This is a genomic window from Mesorhizobium sp. B2-3-5, assembly GCF_006442395.1.
In the GTDB taxonomy this organism is placed as follows: Bacteria; Pseudomonadota; Alphaproteobacteria; order Rhizobiales; family Rhizobiaceae; genus Mesorhizobium.
In genome coordinates this window covers 396,014-409,260 of the sequence record NZ_VFVX01000001.1, presented here as the reverse complement: position 1 = coordinate 409,260, position 13,247 = coordinate 396,014, and the positions used below count along the sequence as shown (strand labels likewise).

The following is a 13,247-nucleotide window of genomic DNA, read 5'->3' as shown; positions in this document are numbered from 1 at the left end:
TCAATTCCCCGAGCTCATTGCGCCGTAGACGGTTCGAACGAACTCATAGGCGGCCTGTCGGCCTGCTTCGGCACCGTCGGTGATGCCGTTCACATTGATGTCGCCGACGGTGATGTTGCCCAGAGCGGCCGGCTTCTGGCCCACGTCGCTGGAGCCGAGTTGCAGAGATGGCCTCTTGACGGTGCCGACGCCCCAACTCGAAATGTAGCTGCCATATTGAGAATCGAACGAATCGCCGAACATGGTTGCGCCATAGCCGGTTGCGCCGCTGTCGTTGTTGTGGACCAGCGCCGCCAGAGCGTACGAGTTGAGTTTCATCCACGAAGCGACTTCAGACAGTTTGCTGATGGCTACGGTCTGCTGCGCCATCTGCTGCCGCGCGTAGCCGCCTATGTCGCCGCTCAGGTTCTGGAGGTAGTCTCGAGTGTTGCCGTCCAACTTCGACACGTTGGTCGCGGTGTCTTGGGTATAGCCAGCGGTGTCCTTGGAAGTGTCGTAAATCTTAGCGCCGTATTGATCGGTGTGCTCGGAAAGGAAATTGGCCGGATTGCTCTCCTGCCCTCCATACTTCCTGACCCTCACGCCATTTACCACCGAGTCGTCAGACCTAGTCGACCTGTCTATCAGGCCAAGATCAGAACTTCCCACTCCATAATCCGTGACACTAGGCGGTCCAGAGGTGCCGGGCCTGTAGGCTGTCACTCTTGGCAACGGATGCTGGGCCGTTGGAGCGGCTTTTTGCATTGCCGCGAGTGCGTCCATTGATGCGTTTTCTGCCGTGCGGAACGCTTGCGCGAATTCCCCGGCGATGGTGTTTGCGGTTGTCACGGCGGCTGCCTGGACTTGACCCAATCTAGCTTCCAGGTCGTTCAGGCTTGCCGTGGCGTCCGCGATCTCGATATGAACGTCAACGCCTTGCGCGGCCTGTGCCTGAAGCTCGGCAATCTTGGTCTCTAAGAAATCGATGCCCCGCGTCAGTTCGGCGATATCGCTAGCGCCTCTGGGCGCCAGATTGCCACTCGCCAGCCGGGCCAAAAGACTGCCTTCCCGGAATTTCTCACCGCCCAAAGAAACAACGAGGCTTTCGAGGTTCGCCCAACTTGGGTTGTTGACGAAGTTGTCCAACGACGCGGCGGTGGTGTTGATCTGCTTAGAGAAGTCAGCAAAGCCTTCCATTGCCTTCACTAGTACGGGGGCAAGGTTGATCAGGGCTTCGCCGAGCTGCACGTGAATGACCTTGGCCAGCACGTCCAACTTGTCGTCAAGTTCGCCGGCTCGCTGAAGCAACTCGTCAGGGACAACGATCCCCAGGCCTAGGGCGGTTTTCTTCATTGCCTCTATCGAGGCGCGGCCCTGGTCAAGGAACCGTGCCATCTCGACACCGCCCTTGCCGAAGACAACCGCCGCAAGTGCCGCCTTCTGGCTGGCATCTGTGGTTCTGGCAAGGGCGTCGGAAACCAGCTTGAGCCGTTCCTCCTGGTCCTTGGTGTTGAGGATAGAGCGGAGCAGTTCAGGATTGAGATTCTTCAGGCCGGAATAGAGAGCGCCGGTTCCGCGCTCGGCCAAGCCGGAGTTCTTGGCGAAGATCGTCAGCGAGGCGTTGAATGCTTCCTGATCAATGTTCGCCTGCTTCGCTGCGAAACCAAGAGCCTGAAAGGTATCTGTCTTCAACCCGGTCTGCTTGGCGTTGGTCGCGATTTCGTCGTATTCGCTGATTGTTGCCTTCAGCTTGTCGAATGCGCCGCTAAGTGATGCGACTGCAGCGAGACCAGCACCGGCCGCGAGACCAGCGCCAAAGGTCGCGAGTGAGGACGAGGCTTTCGCTACCGACTTGGAAAAGCTTGACGCCATCTTGACGCCTGCCTGTTCGAACCGACCCATCTCCGCCCGGGGGGCCTTCAGCGCGTTCTCAATGCCCTGCATCCGCCGTGTTGTGTCGCGCTGCGCCTTCTCGATAGCCTTCGTATAGTTGTTGATCCTCGCCTCAAGCGAGACGATTAGTTTGTGTTCGTCTGTTGTGTCAGCCATTTTTCTTACCCCACAAAAACGATGCCGCGCTCTTCGTACGGCGACGGCGCTTCGCCAGTGACGGCGCGATGAACGGCCATGGCAGCGGCGACGGCGGCATCAATGCGGCCCTTGCTCTTGCCCTTGTGAAAGGATTGGTTGCCGACTGGATCGACACGCGTGACAACGTTGGCCATATGCGCGCGAAGTATGGGATTGCCGCGATGCTGCAGCCGTTTGGTGAGAATGGCGGCTTGAAGGCTCTCGACGGCCGGACCCATGGTGGCCCAACCCTGCCGCATGGCGAGAACAGGAAGGCCGTCCTCTGCCAATTCCGCCATTGTCTCCGTCAGTTTATAGGGATCGTACGCGATTTCTCTGACATGGAAGCGCTCGCACAAGGTGCGTAGAAAATCCGCCAGTGCCTTGCGGTCGACGATGTTGCCCTCTGTCGGCATGAGGTGGCCGTCGTCGCGCCACTGCGGATACGGCATTCCATCGCGTTCGGCCTTTTCCAGAAGGGTTGCTTCCGGCGCCATGGCCCAGATAAGCAGCCGGATTCGATCGCCAAGGGGGAACGCGGCAACGATCGCAGTTAGATCGCCAACCATGCCGTAATCGACGCCGATCCAACAGTCTTCGCCCTCTAGCTCCTCATCGTCGAATGGGTCGGCGCCTTCGTCGTAGACATCCATGTCGAGCCAGGGCGAAAGCGAGGCTTCGCGCCAGCGGTTCAAGTGATATTGCTCGAATTCCCCCTTTACCGCCGGCATGTATTCCGCTTGGCGCGCCATGGTGCGCAGCCCTGCAATGTCTGGATAGCCGATCTCAAGGCCAGGATTGGCAAAGTGCCAGCCCGCTTCATCGCGCCAATCGAAGTTCTCCGGCGTTTCGAAGATGATTGGCAGGAAAGACGGGTCGACAATCTGCCCTGAAGCGACAGCGCGGGCGTAGGTTTCCATGTCGAAAGCAAGCGTGTTCTGCCCCGCGCCGGCCGTCGTGGTGATGAGGTGCAGTGTGCCGGGGACTTTCACCAGGCCAGTTGTCAGTGCCGCCCACAGGCGCCGCCCCTGCCACGCGTGTATCTCATCGGTGACAACGAATGTCGGCGTCTTGCCGTGCTTGCTGTCTCCGTCGCTGGAGATCGCCTCGAACCGGCTTCGAGTCTTCGGATGCGTGACGCTATAGACCGGCGCCTCTCGCTTCTCTGTCGCCTCGCTCAGTTTTGCCGACATGGCGACAATCGAGGTGGTTTCCTCCCACGTCAATTTTGCTTGGTTGCGGTCTGATGCAGCGGCGATACCAAGGCCGCCAGGCACGCGCTCGGGCCCAACCAGATGCAACAGGGCCAGCGCGCCGACAAGCGATGTCTTGCGGTTGCCGCGACCGACCCTGAGATAAACAGTGCGCACCTTGCGGCGGCCATTTGCGTCCGTGTCCCCGTACGCTCTTCGGATGATTCTTTCCTGCCAGCGGTCCAACTGGAACGCATGTTTCGGCGCCGTCGACTTCGGATGCTTCAGCTTGCGAATGAACGTAACGGCGCGCTCACCAAACCCGTGCGGATCGGCAAGCGTCGAGTCGTCAAAGATCCATTCGGGTCGGATCATAGGTCGTCAAACTCCTCTTCGTCGTCGGAATTTGAGACGTCAGTTCCCGCCTTTCGCTGTGCCGCCCTGGTGTCTTCGATGAGGCCCAAGCGACCGGCAAGCATGCGCGCCTGTTTCTCCTTTTCGGTGAGCATCGCGTAAGCAGGATGCACCCTGAGAGGCTTGCCCTTTTCGTGCAAAGTGGTGCCGTCTTGCTCGATTGCAGCGTTCAGCCGGCGGATTGCGGCGATGGTCCCGACGTAAATTTCAACCAGGTCGCGGTTGCCGTTCTTCAGCAAGCCCTTGCTGTTGAGCTCCGTCGTGACGCGGCGGTAGACATCGGCCGCGATCGACGGCACCCATTTCGGCGCTCGGGGAGGCTTTTTAGCGGCGACAACGCGTCTTTTGCGGACTGGCCCCCTGGTCATGTCGTCGCCGCGCACTGAATTTCTTGGAAACGGCGCCGGCCAATCTCGCGGATATCGCCGATGTCGTAGGACACGGCGTCAAAAATCACCCGATCGCGGACGGTAAGACCGTCGATATAGCGGACGAGAAACACCTTCAGGCGCTCGGAAACGGTCTGATCGGTGCTCAGAAACTCGCGGCCGGTGGACTGAGTGAGGCCGGCGGGGACTGCAGTCTTCCAGTTGGCCCAAGTTTCAACGACGGCGCCATAGGTCGCGTCGCGGCTTTCGGTGAGCCGTTGAATGTCGATCCGACGGTCAAGGCGGCCGGCGGCGATCATCGTTTCGAATCCAGATTGGCGGCAACCCGGATCGCCTTCGAAATGCTGCGCTGCACTGTCTTCTTCAGCGCCCGATATGAAGGGTAAAAGAACGGCTGTTTGTATTCGATCTTCGCCGCATAGTCGTATTCTGGCTCAGTTATGCCGGCGCGCACCGGGCGCCTGGTGAGCTTTCCGCCCGCTTTGATGTCCACTGCGAGCTCATGCCGCCCCTGGCTGACACGGATCGACTCTTTCAATTCGCCTTCGTCGACCGGAACCAGACTACGGGCCAGGTTCGCGATGCGATTGGCGCCGTTGTCCAGCGAGTCCCGAATCCCTTCCTTTGCCGGGCGAGACATGCGGGACATCTTCTCTTCAAGGGCTTTCAGGCCGTCGATCATCAGAAACCCCTCATGCGGTAGCGATCAAGCGCCGCGTCTGTCTCGGAATTGGCGCCTTGCTGGATGCCGATTATGGTGGATTCGCGCACCGCGTAGGCGGCGCCGACACGGGCCAGGACGAGGTTCCTGAGATCCTGCGGCAGATCGTCCCCAAACTCAGCGAAGCCGGCCTTGAATGTCACCGTGATCGCCTCCGGTCGCATCGATGTCGACGGCCATGCAGTCACGGCGGTGATGGTGGCGCGCTCGGTGCCCAGTCCGCTGACGCGAAAAACCTCGCTGACGACGGGCGGACTGTCGCCAGTACCGTCAAGCTGTTCCACAATCTCGACGCCGGCCGAATTGATGTAGGTGAGCGACAGGACGGAGATGGTCGGCGGCAACGGCATGACGATCGCGCCGCGCGGGAACGCGTCCAATGTCATCTGCCAGGTCTGGCTCACCAGGCATCGGCCGAGATCGCCATAAGGGCCATCCAATGAGGCCGCCGCCGCCGCTATAAGCCGCTGGATAAGCGCGTCGTCGTCGTCGCCGAACACATTGAGATGGGCTTTGGCTTCGGCAAGCGTCACGGGATCGTCTTCCGGGGCCGCGATGAGTTTCAGCGCCATGAGAAATTGCCTCCAGTGGGCCGGATTTTTTCGGCGCTGTTTTTTTGTGCGCGGGGGGCGCGGTCCCCATCGTGACTCTCAAAAGCTCGAGACCCCCCCTCCCGTGTCGGATTCCCAAAGCCGCCGTCATGCTTGGCCGTCTTGCGGCTATGGCAGGCGGTCGTCATCGCTTGCCAGTTGCTCCGGTCCCACATCAGTTGCGGGTTGCCGCGATGCGGGATGATGTGATCGACCATTTGAGCGGTGCGGCCGCAGCCACAGGCGCAAAGCCGGTTGACTGGCAGGCTAAGGAAAGCCCTGGCTTCGACGTCCCACTTCTTGGAATAGCCGCGTTGGCGCGACGTCTGGCGCTTCTCTTCCGCCGCTTGGCGGCGTGCGACCTGGCAGGCACAGATGTAACCGTAACGGACACGCTTGCCGCATGAGCAGAGACGGTCGGGAGCGCTGGGCATCAGTCTTCGACTGTGTACACGGTGGCAGTCGTGCCGGTCGCCATGACGCGGCGGACTTGGAACGGCACGACGAAGCCGACCGGCGCACCCACAAACGCAATCACATCGGCATCGGCGTTCAGTGCAGGGATCACGCTGACATTGCCGGCAGTGCCGACGCACAGGGCCTTTGCCAGTACTGGCAGATCGGTTGTGTTAGATGGAACGACAAGGCGGCCCGAGCGACCCAAAGAGCCGGGGCCTGGCTGGTTGTCTTCGTATGGGTCAAACATCGCTTTGCCTTTCGAAATGGGCGGACGGCTCTAGCACCGTCCGCCTTAGAAGCGATCTTGCGCGCCTTGGCCCTTCCACGCTTTCGCGAAGAGAACCGGCTCAGGGAGGCGCGCTGCCGTTTGCAGCCTGATCGCGAGGCCTCTAAGGAGTGAGCCGGTCCTATGCAGTGGGTCTCTTGCTCGCATGGCCGAGAATGGCGTCAACACCGATGAACGCGCCGGTATTCGGGGCGTCGTCGATATAGGACTTCGGCCGGATGTACTGCCGGTCGCCAACGTACCCGATGAGGATATTCTCATTGTGGTAGGTCGGTGCCGTTGGGCTCGAGCCGTCGTCTTCGATCGTCACGCCCCATTTTTCGCCGGTAGTTAGGTTGACTGTGGCGCCGACAAGATCGTCCTCTAAGCAGGTGTAGTAGGTGCTGCCATCGTCGGAGTGCTCGAAATACACAATGTGTTGTCCGTCGGTCCATGCGCCGACGTGCACAACAAAGGTGACGCTTTCGAAGCCGGTACGATCGATCGCGGTTCCGGTTGCGGTGGTGATCCGCAATGCCGGCGCCAGCGATTGCCGAGAGGCCAAGCTGCTTTTTAGTTCACGCATATTCGTTTTTCCTTGTTCCTTGGCGCCGCCGTTTACGAGGTGGCCATTTTCAATTTGCGGAAGCGCGCGGCCTGGGTGACAGCACCGCCTACGCGGCGACGTGCGTGGAAGCGCACAAGGCCTTTCTTCGCCATGGTGAACGGGTCACGCAGAACGGACAGGCCGACGCGGTCGTAGATCCTGTAACCGCCGGCGAAGTCGCCATAGACGATCGGAAAGGCGCCGCTTGCGATGTCGGGCATGTCGACCGCTTCGACAATTGGTCTGCTCAGTAGGGTCTCTGGCTCCCCAGCTTGGTAGGACGGTTGCCAAAGATAATTTCCCTGTCCGTCTTTCAACTTGCGGATAGTGGCCAGCGTACTGCCGTTCATCAGCCACGCGCCGCGCTGCCGGTAGGCCTTCGGCAGCCCGTACAACAAGCTGATCAACGGATCGGCAGCCAGCGTCGTTGCGTGACCGTTGAGAGTTACGCCGATGTCGGCATTCTGCATGATGCCGAATGGCTGCTTGACCCCGGTGCCGTTGACAAAGGCGATGCCCTCTTTCTGGCCGAAGTCTTCGCCTAGAGCCATGTTCAGTTCTGACTCTATGTTGACGCCAGCGTCCTCGAGCAACTTGTTCGAGATGTCGACGAAGGTGCGCATCTCGTGCACGAAAATCTCTTGCTGACCAAATGCCAGATTGGACTCTTCGGAGTCCTCCAGTTCACCTTCCCACAGAGCGTTGGTGATCGACGTACGCTCAGGGAAAATGACGGAGCCGCGCGCCGTTGTGCCGACGCGGGCAGCTTCGCGAATGGGCGAGTATTGGACCAGTTCGCGCTGCATTTCAGTTTGAAATTCAGGCGGTGCCAAAAAGCCGCCGGCCGTGTCGTCACCGATGCGCAAGGCGCGTGATTCTTCGGCCGGAAGCGCTTCCCGACCGCTACGGACGTACCCGACGAAAGCGCGCTGTTCGACGGTAGGCTCTTCGGTGCGTTGCTGCTGCGTGCCAGGGCGCGCCGCGCGCGTTTCGAGCTCGTCCATGCGGGTCTGCAGTTCGTCAAGGCCGGCCATGCGGGCATCGAATGCCGTGCGCATTTCCGTCACCGCCTGCGTTGCCGCTTCGATGGGATCGGGATCGTTTCGCGTCTCCAGCCGCACGGCTGAGCGGGTTTCAATTCTCGAATTTTTCATTTTGATTTTCCTTCTGCGAAAGCGCGGGTTGCCGCATTGAGTGCGGTGATGAATGCGGCCGCCGCGCTCTCACGGCCGTGTCGAACGTTGGTCACTTTGGCGCCTGGCACTGAGGCCATGGCTACCAGTGAGATCTCATGGAGAACTGCCTTGCTGATATGCCGCACGCCGCCGGCTCGGGATTCGCTAGTGACCGTTTCGAAGCCGATCGAAATGCCTTCGATATCGCCGTTGACAAGCATGGAGCGCACCTCGCGGGCTCGTTCCACTTCAAGGTTTAGGCGCCCCTTCACCCGCAAGCCGTCATCGGCAACGTTGAAGCTGGACCATGATCCAATGACGGAGCTGGGATCGTGACTCCAGAGCATCGGCAACCGCTTGGCAGTGCCGTCGAAGGCTCGTTTGTCGAAAGTCGTGCGATAGGAGTCCACTGTGTCGAACTTCACGGCGTAGCCTTCTACCGTCCCGTCTTCGGCCGGAGCATCAAGGCGGAGTTCGAGGATGTCGAAATGTTCACGCATCAGGGCCGGCCTCGATTGTCAGCTGGCGGCCGAAGATGCGACGGTGCACGACGTCCGCAAGCAAGTTTCCGAGTTCCATGACTGACAGAGGCAAGGAATCGACGTCGCCAACCCACGGCGTGAAGTCCGGATTCATGAGGCAGTGCGGCGCTGCGGCGTTGATCGCCTCGATGTCAGCTCGCAAAAGCCTGTGCAGCACGACAAGCAGTCCCTCTTCGTCAAGCGCTGCCTGAAGGTTGGCCAGGTCGAGCGGTGTGGCGTAGAGAGAAAGGCCTGAGCCTTCGACCGGAAAGGGCCGTGGCTTCATGTCCTCACGGAGCGATTCCGGCACGGGTTTCTTACGCGGCGGCTGCTGTGTCTGAGTTTTCATTTTGGTCCTGTTGTGTGGGGGTTGAAGCGGCCGGTGCCGTGTTCAGTGGCGTTCTCAGAACGTCACCGCCTTCGACCGGCGCTTGGTTGTCGGCGGCGCGCGCCTCGTTTGCGAGCATCCAAGGGCCGCCAACGGCTTGGAAATAGGCGTTGAAGCGAGACGCAAGATCGGCGCGGACGATGTCGTCCACGACGAATTCAATGAAGAGACTGTCGCGCTCTGCCGGCGTCAGAAGAGCCCGCTCAAGCGCGGCCTGCCAGGCGTTCAGCCATGGCTTCAGGCAGTACGTAAGGAATTGCCGGGACAGCTCTTCGGCGTTTTTCCAAGTCGCGCGATCAAGGCTACCTACTAGGATGCTCGGCACGCCGAAGGCGCGGGCAATGTCCTCAATGGCCAGCTTGCGCAGTTCAAGGAATTGGGCGTCAGTGCTGTTGAGGCTGATGGGCTCAAATTCAACGCCACCCTCAAGGATGGCTGTCTTGCCGCTGTTTTCTGAGCCCTGATGCTGGGAGTTCCATGACTCCCGGATTCGGTCTACGGCGATCTCGCTTAGCTTGCCGGGGATTTTCAGTATGCCGGCCGGCCGGGCGCCGTTGGCGAAAAGCTTCGCCTGATGCTGCGCCATGACGATGTCGATACCGATTGCCTCTCGGGCAAGATCGACAATCGATTTTGAACAGGTGGTGCTGCCGTTGAAGATGCCAGGGAGGTGGATGACGTCCTGCCAGGCGTATTCCTTGGTGCCATCAGCGAGCGTCACAGTGTAACGCGGCTCCCCTGTGGCGCGATCGTATTCGATCCGCACCGCTCTCGGGTCGAGCCTATGGATCTCAAGAGTTTCGCCTCGCCGCGAGCCCGATTGGACCTTAATGGCTACCGCCAAGCCGTCGGCGTGAAGAATGGCGTCGCCTGTAACTTTCTTGCGGAATGTCTCGTTGTGCTCCCAAGGCGCCGTGAAGCCGTTGAGCAGCTTTTCGGCCGGATGAACGGCACGCGCTTTTCCGCCTTCTGCCAGTCGCTCGTAGATATGAATCGGCAGGGTTGAAATGGTGTCAACCAACAGTCGATAGCAGGCCAAGGTGGTAGGCGAAGTGAGTGCCGATTCAGCCGAGACGGGAACGCCAGTTGAAGACAACGGCACAAGCCAGACGTATTTGTCATACGCCATCGCTCGTTTCTCGGTGCGGAACAAATCCAGTATCGACATGCCTCAGATGTGCGGGCATGCCGGTTGATTTGCTATTGGCTAAAGTCTTGTTGAATCTCGTTAAATCTGGAAATTCTGCGATTCTCAAAATGGCAGACAGTCTGGCCCAGCCCCACGCCGAAGGGTTCATTGAACCATAGGAGCGCTTCGTAATTCCGCGCTAAGGCCTTGAAAATATGGTGGGCGATGACGGGCTCGAACCGCCGACATCTTCGGTGTAAACGAAGCGCTCTACCAACTGAGCTAATCGCCCGCTCCGGCGCGGACCTTTAAGCGGTCGGGACCGGCTTCGCAAGGCCAAATGAACAGCTGACGCCCTGTTCGCACGCCGGATTTGCCTACAAAACGCCGGCTGTCAAAAAACCTTCTCCAGTTTGCTGTTATGATGGTTTGGTGCGCTTGACACCCGGTGGCGAACCCCTTATCCAGCGGCCCAACGACGAACACGGCTGACACGTGCTCGTCAATGCGCGGGTGTAGCTCAGTTGGTTAGAGTGCCGGCCTGTCACGCCGGAGGTCGCGGGTTCGAGCCCCGTCACTCGCGCCATTTCTCTCAAGGGTATCAAGCCCTTGGTTTTGGAGAAATGTCGACGTTGAATGTCAGGATCCCCCCCTTGCAAAGCATCAAGCGACACAAGTTCTTTCGGACCTCGGCTCGGTCTCTTGAGCATATTAACGGGGGCGTTGAAGGCTGGATTCCGAGGCTAAGGTCTCGGCTTAAGCCGCATCGCCTTTCGCCAGCAGCGCCTCGACCTCCTGCAGGGTCGGCATCGACGGTGCCGTGCCGGGTCGCGTCACCGAAATGCCGGCGACGGCACAGGCGAATCGCACCGCTTGCAGCGGCTGCACGCCTCGCGACAGTGCCGCGGCAAGGCCACCGTTGAAGGCGTCCCCCGCCCCCGTGGTTTCGACCACGGGACCTGCGTTGATCGCCGGGATGTGCTCGGAGCGATCCTTCGTGTGCAGCAGCGCACCCTTGTCGCCCAGCGTGACGATGACCGTGCCGACGCCTTTTTCGAGCAGCTTTCCGGCGGCGGCGCGGGCGTCGTCGACCGAGGAGACCTTCATTCCTGTCAACTCCTCGGTCTCCGTCTCGTTGGGCGTGAGATAGTCGCTGAGTGTGTAGATGCGGTCGGGAAACTTGGCAGCGGGGGCGGGGTTGAGAATGGTCGTCACCCCTGCCCCGCGCGCGATCTCCAGTGCCCGCATCGCGGCATCGATCGGCTGTTCGAGCTGGGTGACGAAAACGCCGGCGCCACGGATCAGGGCGGCATTGGCTTCGATGTCCTCGGGCGAGATCAACATGGCGGCGCCGGGGCTGACGATGATGGCGTTGTTGCCGCTCCCCTCCTCGACGAAGATATAGGCGGCGCCCGTGTAGCTGTCCGGCGTGTCGATGACGGCGCTCTTCACGCCGGCATCCTTCCAGGTCTGCCTGGCCATGTTGGCGAAGGCATCGACGCCGAGCCTTGTCAGAAAGGTGATGTCGGCGCCGAGCTTGCCGGCGGCCACCGCCTGGTTCGATCCCTTGCCGCCCGGCCCGAGCTTGAACGAGTTGCCGAGGATCGTCTCACCCATGCGGGGCTGGCGATCGGCGCGATAGGCGGTGTCGGCGACAAAGACACCGAGGATGATGATCGGCTTGCCCGAAGCCATGCCGCTACTCCGCGTCCGGCGGAACGACGCCCTTGCGGAAGGCGAAGCAGCCATAGAAGCGGCGCTCGCCGGTCTGGATAACGCAATAGGCCTGCTTGGCGCGCTCGTAGAAGGCGTAGCGCTCGACCGGCAGCATCGGCCAAGATTTGCCCTCGGCCGCGTCGATCTCCTTTTGCACTTCCTTCTGCACCGGCGGAATCTCGTCCGGCTTGCCGACGATCTCCATACGGGCGGCGGAATCGTCGACGAACGTGTCCAGCGGGTAGAGCGACAGCACCGCCTTGACCACTTGCGCCGCCGACGCATCGATGCGCAGCAGCCGGCCGAGCGCCGTCTGGCGCGCCACCGAATCGGACGGGAAGTTGGTATCGGCGATGATCAGGTCGTCGCCATGCCCCATCGCCCGCAATGCCTGGAGCACATCGGCATTGAGCAGCGGATCGATCCCTTTGAGCATGATGGTCCTCTTGAAGTCCGTTTGAGATCAAAGACGCTTGCCGGTCTCGGCGTCGAAGAGATGAATGTGGTCGAGCCTTGGCCGGAGCTTGAGCATGTCGCCCGGCTTGAAGTCGTGGCGCTCGCGAAACAGTGCCACCATCTCGCCGTCGCCGAAGCGGAGGAACACCAGGGTCTCCGAGCCGGTCGGCTCGACCACCGAAATCTTCGCCGGCACGCCGTCGGGGTGGATTTCGAGATGTTCGGGCCGCACGCCGTAGACGACGCCTCGCCCCTCCTCAACGACATTGTTGGGAGCAAGCGGGAACATCGTTCCGGCAATGTCGACGCCGCCCTTGCGCATGACGCCCTTGAGCAGGTTCATCGAAGGTGAGCCGATGAAGCCGGCGACGAACAGGTTCGCCGGCCGATCGAACAGATCCAGCGGCGCGCCGACCTGCTCGATGTGGCCATCGCGCATGACGACGATCTTGTCGGCCATGGTCATGGCCTCGATCTGGTCGTGGGTGACGTAGATGGTGGTCGTCTTCAGCCGCTGATGCAGTTCCTTGATCTCGGTGCGCATCTGCACACGCAGCTTGGCGTCGAGATTGGAGAGCGGCTCGTCGAACAGGAACACCTGCGGGTCGCGCACGATGGCGCGGCCCATGGCCACGCGCTGGCGCTGACCGCCCGAAAGCTGCCGGGGGTAGCGCTTCAGGTAAGGGTTGAGGTCGAGGATGTCGGCGGCCCGCTTGACCCGCTCGGCGACCACGGCCGGATCGGTTTTCCGCAGTTTCAGGGCAAACGCCATGTTCTGCTCCACCGTCTTGTGCGGATAGAGCGCATAGTTCTGGAACACCATGGCGATGTCGCGTTTTGCAGGCGGCAGATGATTGACGACGCGGTCGCCGATGGCGATCGTGCCGCCCGAGACGGTCTCCAGCCCGGCCACCATTCTGAGCAATGTCGACTTGCCGCAACCCGAGGGACCGACCAGCACCACGAACTGACCATCCGAAATATCGACGCTGACTTCGTGCAGAACCTTGACGGTTCCAAATGCCTTGGCCACTTTGCTGATTGTGACTTGAGCCATGTCTCCCCCATCGGCTCACTGGCCGCAGGCGCAGAAGCTAGCCAACGCGACCGGTCAGGGCAAGTCGGTCCCTTATAGATAAAAACCCGTTCTCGTTGACACGGCGTTTGGTTGTGAG

At 60.7% G+C, this 13,247-nt stretch carries 16 protein-coding genes and 2 tRNA genes; 1 reads left to right on the top strand and 17 read right to left on the bottom strand.

The window, feature by feature from the left end; genetic code table 11:
• From FJ958_RS02090 to FJ958_RS02025, 14 genes are all read right to left on the bottom strand, one after another.
• On the bottom strand, window positions 1-2,028 hold the full coding sequence (locus FJ958_RS02090; RefSeq protein ID WP_140738761.1) for a hypothetical protein: 2,028 nt from the start codon (window positions 2,026-2,028) through the stop codon (window positions 1-3).
• A gap of 5 nt (window positions 2,029-2,033) precedes the next feature.
• On the bottom strand, window positions 2,034-3,617 hold the full coding sequence (locus FJ958_RS02085) for a terminase TerL endonuclease subunit (RefSeq protein ID WP_140738758.1): 1,584 nt from the start codon (window positions 3,615-3,617) through the stop codon (window positions 2,034-2,036).
• Window positions 3,614-4,039 carry a phage terminase small subunit P27 family gene (locus tag FJ958_RS02080; RefSeq protein WP_140738756.1) on the bottom strand — a complete coding sequence of 142 codons (426 nt, stop codon included), beginning with the start codon at window positions 4,037-4,039 and terminating at the stop codon, window positions 3,614-3,616. Before FJ958_RS02080 ends, FJ958_RS02085 begins: the two co-directional genes overlap by 4 nt.
• Entirely contained in the window at window positions 4,021-4,344 is a 324-nt protein-coding gene (locus FJ958_RS02075) for a phage head closure protein (RefSeq protein WP_140738753.1), read from the bottom strand. Before FJ958_RS02075 ends, FJ958_RS02080 begins: the two co-directional genes overlap by 19 nt.
• Window positions 4,341-4,727, bottom strand: a complete 387-nt coding sequence (locus FJ958_RS02070) for an HK97 gp10 family phage protein (protein ID WP_140738750.1) — start codon at window positions 4,725-4,727, stop codon at window positions 4,341-4,343. The genes FJ958_RS02075 and FJ958_RS02070 overlap by 4 nt, the downstream gene beginning before the upstream one ends.
• On the bottom strand, window positions 4,727-5,338 hold the full coding sequence (locus FJ958_RS02065) for a phage head-tail connector protein (protein ID WP_140738747.1): 612 nt from the start codon (window positions 5,336-5,338) through the stop codon (window positions 4,727-4,729). Before FJ958_RS02065 ends, FJ958_RS02070 begins: the two co-directional genes overlap by 1 nt.
• Window positions 5,329-5,790 (bottom strand): HNH endonuclease, encoded by a 462-nt coding sequence (locus FJ958_RS02060; RefSeq protein ID WP_140738744.1) that lies wholly within the window; start codon window positions 5,788-5,790, stop codon window positions 5,329-5,331. Before FJ958_RS02060 ends, FJ958_RS02065 begins: the two co-directional genes overlap by 10 nt.
• Window positions 5,790-6,062 (bottom strand): hypothetical protein, encoded by a 273-nt coding sequence (locus tag FJ958_RS02055; RefSeq protein WP_140738741.1) that lies wholly within the window; start codon window positions 6,060-6,062, stop codon window positions 5,790-5,792. The genes FJ958_RS02060 and FJ958_RS02055 overlap by 1 nt, the downstream gene beginning before the upstream one ends.
• A 160-nt stretch (window positions 6,063-6,222) precedes the next feature.
• Complete coding sequence (locus tag FJ958_RS02050) at window positions 6,223-6,666, bottom strand: hypothetical protein (protein ID WP_140738738.1); 444 nt, start codon at window positions 6,664-6,666, stop codon at window positions 6,223-6,225.
• Window positions 6,667-6,698: 32 nt separating this feature from the next.
• Entirely contained in the window at window positions 6,699-7,841 is a 1,143-nt protein-coding gene (locus FJ958_RS02045) for a phage major capsid protein (RefSeq protein WP_140738735.1), read from the bottom strand.
• A complete protein-coding gene (locus FJ958_RS02040) occupies window positions 7,838-8,362 on the bottom strand; it encodes an HK97 family phage prohead protease (protein ID WP_140738732.1) in 525 nt (174 codons plus the stop codon). The genes FJ958_RS02045 and FJ958_RS02040 overlap by 4 nt, the downstream gene beginning before the upstream one ends.
• Window positions 8,355-8,732, bottom strand: coding sequence for a hypothetical protein (locus FJ958_RS02035; protein ID WP_140738729.1), 378 nt, complete (start codon window positions 8,730-8,732; stop codon window positions 8,355-8,357). Before FJ958_RS02035 ends, FJ958_RS02040 begins: the two co-directional genes overlap by 8 nt.
• The gene (locus FJ958_RS02030) at window positions 8,701-9,939 is read right to left on the bottom strand and encodes a phage portal protein (protein WP_140738726.1); all 1,239 of its coding nucleotides are present in this window, start codon (window positions 9,937-9,939) and stop codon (window positions 8,701-8,703) included. The genes FJ958_RS02035 and FJ958_RS02030 overlap by 32 nt, the downstream gene beginning before the upstream one ends.
• A gap of 177 nt (window positions 9,940-10,116) precedes the next feature.
• A tRNA-Val gene (locus FJ958_RS02025) sits at window positions 10,117-10,192 on the bottom strand.
• Between the two features lie 217 nt (window positions 10,193-10,409).
• Here FJ958_RS02025 and FJ958_RS02020 point away from each other — a divergent pair.
• A tRNA-Asp gene (locus FJ958_RS02020) sits at window positions 10,410-10,486 on the top strand.
• A gap of 170 nt (window positions 10,487-10,656) precedes the next feature.
• Here the strand turns inward: FJ958_RS02020 and rbsK are convergent.
• Genes rbsK through ugpC form a run of 3 tightly spaced genes read right to left on the bottom strand, consistent with a single transcriptional unit; the run spans window position 10,657 to window position 13,129 of the window.
• Window positions 10,657-11,595: a ribokinase gene (gene rbsK, locus FJ958_RS02015; RefSeq protein ID WP_140738723.1), complete on the bottom strand. Its 939-nt coding sequence runs from the start codon at window positions 11,593-11,595 to the stop codon at window positions 10,657-10,659.
• 4 nt (window positions 11,596-11,599) lie between these two features.
• On the bottom strand, window positions 11,600-12,052 hold the full coding sequence (locus tag FJ958_RS02010; protein WP_140609467.1) for an RbsD/FucU family protein: 453 nt from the start codon (window positions 12,050-12,052) through the stop codon (window positions 11,600-11,602).
• A gap of 27 nt (window positions 12,053-12,079) precedes the next feature.
• Entirely contained in the window at window positions 12,080-13,129 is a 1,050-nt protein-coding gene (ugpC, locus tag FJ958_RS02005) for a sn-glycerol-3-phosphate ABC transporter ATP-binding protein UgpC (protein WP_140738720.1), read from the bottom strand.
• Between the last annotated feature and the right edge of the window lie 118 nt (window positions 13,130-13,247).

Excerpts from the sequence above, each read along its gene's own strand:
- FJ958_RS02040 (WP_140738732.1), bottom strand. The coding sequence starts at position 8,362 with ATGCGTGAACATTTCGACATCCTCGAACTCCGCCTTGATGCTCCGGCC.
- FJ958_RS02050 (WP_140738738.1), bottom strand. The coding sequence starts at position 6,666 with ATGCGTGAACTAAAAAGCAGCTTGGCCTCTCGGCAATCGCTGGCGCCG.
- FJ958_RS02030 (WP_140738726.1), bottom strand. The coding sequence starts at position 9,939 with ATGTCGATACTGGATTTGTTCCGCACCGAGAAACGAGCGATGGCGTAT.
- FJ958_RS02055 (WP_140738741.1), bottom strand. The coding sequence starts at position 6,062 with ATGTTTGACCCATACGAAGACAACCAGCCAGGCCCCGGCTCTTTGGGT.
- FJ958_RS02045 (WP_140738735.1), bottom strand. The coding sequence starts at position 7,841 with ATGAAAAATTCGAGAATTGAAACCCGCTCAGCCGTGCGGCTGGAGACG.
- rbsK (WP_140738723.1), bottom strand. The coding sequence starts at position 11,595 with ATGGCTTCGGGCAAGCCGATCATCATCCTCGGTGTCTTTGTCGCCGAC.
- FJ958_RS02035 (WP_140738729.1), bottom strand. The coding sequence starts at position 8,732 with ATGAAAACTCAGACACAGCAGCCGCCGCGTAAGAAACCCGTGCCGGAA.
- FJ958_RS02085 (WP_140738758.1), bottom strand. The coding sequence starts at position 3,617 with ATGATCCGACCCGAATGGATCTTTGACGACTCGACGCTTGCCGATCCG.
- FJ958_RS02065 (WP_140738747.1), bottom strand. The coding sequence starts at position 5,338 with ATGGCGCTGAAACTCATCGCGGCCCCGGAAGACGATCCCGTGACGCTT.
- FJ958_RS02060 (WP_140738744.1), bottom strand. The coding sequence starts at position 5,790 with ATGCCCAGCGCTCCCGACCGTCTCTGCTCATGCGGCAAGCGTGTCCGT.
- ugpC (WP_140738720.1), bottom strand. The coding sequence starts at position 13,129 with ATGGCTCAAGTCACAATCAGCAAAGTGGCCAAGGCATTTGGAACCGTC.
- FJ958_RS02010 (WP_140609467.1), bottom strand. The coding sequence starts at position 12,052 with ATGCTCAAAGGGATCGATCCGCTGCTCAATGCCGATGTGCTCCAGGCA.
- FJ958_RS02070 (WP_140738750.1), bottom strand. The coding sequence starts at position 4,727 with ATGATCGACGGCCTGAAAGCCCTTGAAGAGAAGATGTCCCGCATGTCT.
- FJ958_RS02075 (WP_140738753.1), bottom strand. The coding sequence starts at position 4,344 with ATGATCGCCGCCGGCCGCCTTGACCGTCGGATCGACATTCAACGGCTC.
- FJ958_RS02090 (WP_140738761.1), bottom strand. The coding sequence starts at position 2,028 with ATGGCTGACACAACAGACGAACACAAACTAATCGTCTCGCTTGAGGCG.